The 4,372-nt window shown below is 49.8% G+C and carries 6 protein-coding genes and 1 pseudogene; all 7 read left to right on the forward strand.

Features of this window, described 5'->3' with window-relative positions; all coding sequences use genetic code 11:
• A partial coding sequence (locus H6F68_RS13175) for an LLM class flavin-dependent oxidoreductase (protein WP_190559640.1) occupies nt 1-765 on the forward strand: 765 nt, incomplete at its 5' end.
• 62 nt (nt 766-827) lie between these two features.
• Nucleotides 828-932: pseudogene (locus tag H6F68_RS13180) on the forward strand (SDR family oxidoreductase); the annotation flags it as partial.
• Nucleotides 933-1,078: 146 nt separating this feature from the next.
• Complete coding sequence (locus H6F68_RS13185) at nt 1,079-1,942, forward strand: dioxygenase (RefSeq protein WP_190559642.1); 864 nt, start codon at nt 1,079-1,081, stop codon at nt 1,940-1,942.
• A gap of 30 nt (nt 1,943-1,972) precedes the next feature.
• Nucleotides 1,973-2,461 carry a lipocalin-like domain-containing protein gene (locus tag H6F68_RS13190; RefSeq protein ID WP_190559644.1) on the forward strand — a complete coding sequence of 163 codons (489 nt, stop codon included), beginning with the start codon at nt 1,973-1,975 and terminating at the stop codon, nt 2,459-2,461.
• A gap of 452 nt (nt 2,462-2,913) precedes the next feature.
• Entirely contained in the window at nt 2,914-3,603 is a 690-nt protein-coding gene (locus H6F68_RS13195) for an NADPH-dependent F420 reductase (RefSeq protein WP_199300069.1), read from the forward strand.
• Nucleotides 3,604-3,707: 104 nt separating this feature from the next.
• A complete protein-coding gene (locus H6F68_RS13200; RefSeq protein ID WP_399313863.1) occupies nt 3,708-4,025 on the forward strand; it encodes an alpha/beta fold hydrolase in 318 nt (105 codons plus the stop codon).
• A gap of 109 nt (nt 4,026-4,134) precedes the next feature.
• Nucleotides 4,135-4,372 (forward strand): TMEM175 family protein (locus tag H6F68_RS13205; RefSeq protein ID WP_190559646.1); only part of this gene is annotated, 238 nt, incomplete at its 3' end.

Consider the following 4,372-nt stretch of genomic DNA (forward strand, 5'->3'; position numbering starts at 1 on the left):
CCGGTGCGTGTGTTTCAACAATTCGCCACGCTCGATTTGATTTCAAAAGGTCGCGCCGAAATGGTTGTCGGGCGCGGCTCGTTCACCGAAGCCTTTCCGCTATTTGGATTTAGTCTCGGAGATTACGACGAGATTTTCGCTGAAAAGCTCGAACTCTTGCTCAAAATTCGGGACAATGAAACGGTCGATTGGTCGGGCAAATTTCGCCCCGCGCTGGAAAACCAAGCGATCTATCCGCGTCCACTGCAAAAGCCGTTTCCGATCTGGATCGGGGTCGGTGGTACGCCGCAATCTTTCCGCCGCGCCGGAATGCTTGGACTGCCGCTCGTGGTTGCTATTATCGGCGGCGAAACGCATCGCTTTCGCTCGCTCGTAGATTTATACCGCGATGCCGGAGCGCGCGCCGGGTACGCGCCCGAAACATTGAAAGTTTCATTGCATTCAATCGGTTATGTCGCCGACACGACTGAACAAGCCGTTGAAGAATTTTTTCCGGGCTACGCCGAAACCTTTACTAAAATTGGCAGAGAGAGAGGTTGGCCGCCTGTTACGCGCGCCGATTTTGACGCGCAGCGCGGCGCAACCGGCGCGTTACTGGTCGGCAGTCCCGAAGAAGTGGCGGAGAAAATCCGCCGTCACAGCGAATCGCTCGGCGGCATTTCGAGAGTAACTTTTCAAATGGACAACGCGCAAATGAACCACGCCCAACTGATGCGCTCCATTGAATTGATTGGAATGCAAATGTCGCCTCTCTTAAACAATTAAAATATGCGGGCATGGTTCAACTTAAGTTTCGTTAGGGTAACAAGACAGAGAAGCGAGCTGGAACACCGCTTGAAGTTGCAAATGCAGTCCTGTTTTTATCATCTGACCTGGCATCGTTCGTAACAGGTGAAACGTTGATGGTAGATGGCGGGTATGTAGCGCAGTAGTCGAACGACAGTGCGAGATGACAACACTTACAGGCAAAGTTGCACTGGTATAGCTGTAGCCAATTAGATTAGGACACAGACTATAAGTCAAGATAGTCGCCGTAAAACAACCATCATTAATCACGTAACTAAAAAGGAGTTTGATCGTGCAGAACATCACACTTGACACTATCACTGAAGCCGTCATTAATCATGGCGATCGCGGCAAGTCTCACCCGCGACTCTATGAAATTTACACGAGCTTGGTTCCACATTTGCATGACTTTGTGCGTGAGGTGAATCTGACAGAATCAGAATTGCAGCAGGGACGTAATTTTCTCAACCAGGCAAGTCATCACACTCAAGAGATTCCCACTGGAGAGATCCATTTGTTGACGGATCTACTAGGGATCTCAGAGTTGGTAGAATTGCTGCACGATGCCCATCGCGGCACAGAGAGCAATTTAGAAGGACCATTGTATGTGCCGAATGCACCAGAACGGCAGATGGGCGATCGCTTGGGTCTTGATACAGAAGGAGATTCGCTTTTCCTGTCAGGCAGGGTTTTAGATTTAAACGGTCAACCGATCGCCAATGCTCTGATTGATGTTTGGCAACCCAATTCCAAAGGATTATATGATGGCCAAGAGCCATCTCAGCCGTTGGGGAATTTTCGCGGACGTTTCAAAACGAACAAGAGTGGAAAGTATATGTTTGAAACCGTCGTGCCACTAGGTTACAAAGTGCCAAGCAGTGGTCCATGTGGCGAGTTGCTGGGACTCTTGGGACGGCATCCCTGGCGGGCGGCTCACATCCATTTCAAACTCAGTGCTCCGGAGTACACTCCACTGACAACACAAATTTTTATTGCTGGCGATCCTCACCTGGATTCAGATACAACCTTTTCCGTGCGATCGACGATCGTTCAATTGCAAAAGCACGAAACACTAGACGAACTCAAGGCACACAATCAAAGTAAACCGTTTTACACGACTGAGTTTGATTTTGTGTTGAAACCCGCTACTCTCTAGCGGAGAATCATCAAGCAATGGTTGCACATTATGTCTACACCATCAATCCAGAACAATCTGCTAATTGGCATTTGGGAGTTAATTTCTGCAACTGCCATTTACGCTGATGGAACGGTGACTCCAGACGTGTATGGAACTCATCCGGTTGGCTACATCACTTACACATCAGATGGTCACATGATGGTGATGTTTTCTAGGAGCGATCGCTCACCGCTGAGTCAGGAGGTCAGATCACCGCTGACTCCCCAGATGCAATCTTTACCCGTGGAAGAGCTTGCTCAAGCATTTACAACATTCAATGCTTACGCTGGAACTTATACGTTGAGTGGCAACACAGTAACTCACCAGATCAAAATTGCATCAATTCCTAATCGCGTTGGTACAACGTTAGTTCGCACCTTTACTCTTAATGAGAGCCGACTAACGCTCGTGACGCCGCCAGTCTTGAGTGATGGTGTTGAAGCGGTTTTTGAGCTGCTGTGGGAACGCACTATAGCAAGGGGAGTTCGTTGTCGATAACGAAGTAGAGGCAAGTACGATCACTTTTCACTCACTGAAAACGTCGCTATCCTCAGTTATCTCGACGGACGAAACTGGCTCACTGGCGAACGATCGCTTGCCTCTCCCTACCTGTTCGTCATTCTGCGTTGGGCGATCAACACTCAGGTTGGACTACAAGGCTTTGAGAACCTGTCACGATTGGTAGACCGCATGAATCTCGATTCTGGTGTGCGTGCCGCGCTGGCTACCGAAGCAGAATCAAAGCCATCTTAGAGGCGGCAAACGCGGCGATCGCGCTCAGGCAACAATAAAGGATTCTTGTCGTTCTGAAGTGACGGTAGGCAATGGATGCTTGCCCCATCTTGAAGTCTGCTTAACGCAACATTGTTAAGACGGTGCGCGATCGCTGCATCACAATTGTGATGCAACAGACAAAAACACATCATCGATTTACAACGGAGAAACCTCTCATGTCTGACATTACCCTTGGTCAAGAAAACTCTGCAAACATCGATATGAGTATCGGAATTATTGGTTCAGGAGCCCTCGGCTCAAACCTGGCGCGCATGTTGGCAAAAAATGGCATCGCAGCTACCATAGCCAACAGCCGCGGACCGGAATCGCTGGCTGACTTTGTGGCCGAAGTGGGCCCCTCCATAAAGGCCGGCACTGTTGCCGAAGCCGCCAGCGCCGACATCGTCATTGCGGCTGTGCGCTGGGTCGATGCAGAGAAGGTATTCAGTGCCCTGCCTGCATGGAATGGTCGCATCGTCATTGACAGCACCAACCCAGTTGAATTCCTCGACCCAGATTCACCTGATGTCAAAGACCCCAGCAATCCGCTGGCAGCCTACGGTATCAGGGCTGTTGATCTAGGCGGCAAATTTTCCAGCGAGGTGTTCAAGCAATACGTACCGGGTGCACGCGTAGTGAAAGCCTTTAATCATCTAGAGGTGAACCTATTGCAGGAGCCTAAAGTGTCTGGTGGACAGCGGGTGCTGTTCTACTCAGGTGACGACGCCGATGCCAAAACCCAAGTGCGAAAAATCATTGACGGCACGGGCTTCTTCCCTGCGGATCTAGGCACTCTGGAAGCTGGCGGCACGATTGCGTCTTTGCCGTTTGGTTCATTGGCTGCGCACAACTTCATCAAGATCTGATCGCGCACAAGAAGTCTCCGACGAGCATCGAAACTTCATCGCGTCGGTCCTAGCTGCGGGCCATAAGCGCGCATCGGGTTTCACGACTGTGAAGCCGCTGGGCGTTGGTCCCTAGCATCAGCAATGAAGCGATTCAAGCCAGTTGGAATGTAGCAGCAGGGGCTTCTGCTAAAGGGACTTTGGATTGCGTCCCTTCCTGGCTCACCGATTTCCGCGATGATTTGCCCCACATTGATGTGCCGACTCTGATTATTCATGGCGATAGCGATCGCATTCTGCCGCTTGAGTCTACCGCAGCCAGACTTCCAAAGCTGATCAAAAACGGTCAACTGGTTGTCATTCCTGGTGGGCCGCACGCGATCAACTGGACTCACGCCGATCAGATCAATCCCCTGTTGCTGGACTTTCTTCAGCAGGAATAATTAGTGATCTGCTGCATTGAGATATTGAATGAATAGTGGATAGCCGGACAACAATTTTTGCAAACGTCAGTTATACAACGCGGTAAGCAGACAAGGAGCATATCCAAAAATGGTTAAAGGTAGGTTAGAAGCATTCAGTGATGGGGTAATCGCTATTATTATCACCATTATGGTGCTGGAGTTAAAAATACCTCATGAGTCAGATTTAGCGGCACTACGTCCGTTGATTCCAATCTTTCTAAGCTATGTGTTGAGTTTCGTGCATGTTGGTATTTACTGGAACAATCACCATCACCTGTTTCAGGTAGTCCGACAAGTGAATGGTTCAACTTTGTGGGCAAACCTAC

This window comes from Trichocoleus sp. FACHB-262, from assembly GCF_014696035.1.
In the GTDB taxonomy this organism is placed as follows: Bacteria; Cyanobacteriota; Cyanobacteriia; order FACHB-46; family FACHB-46; genus Trichocoleus.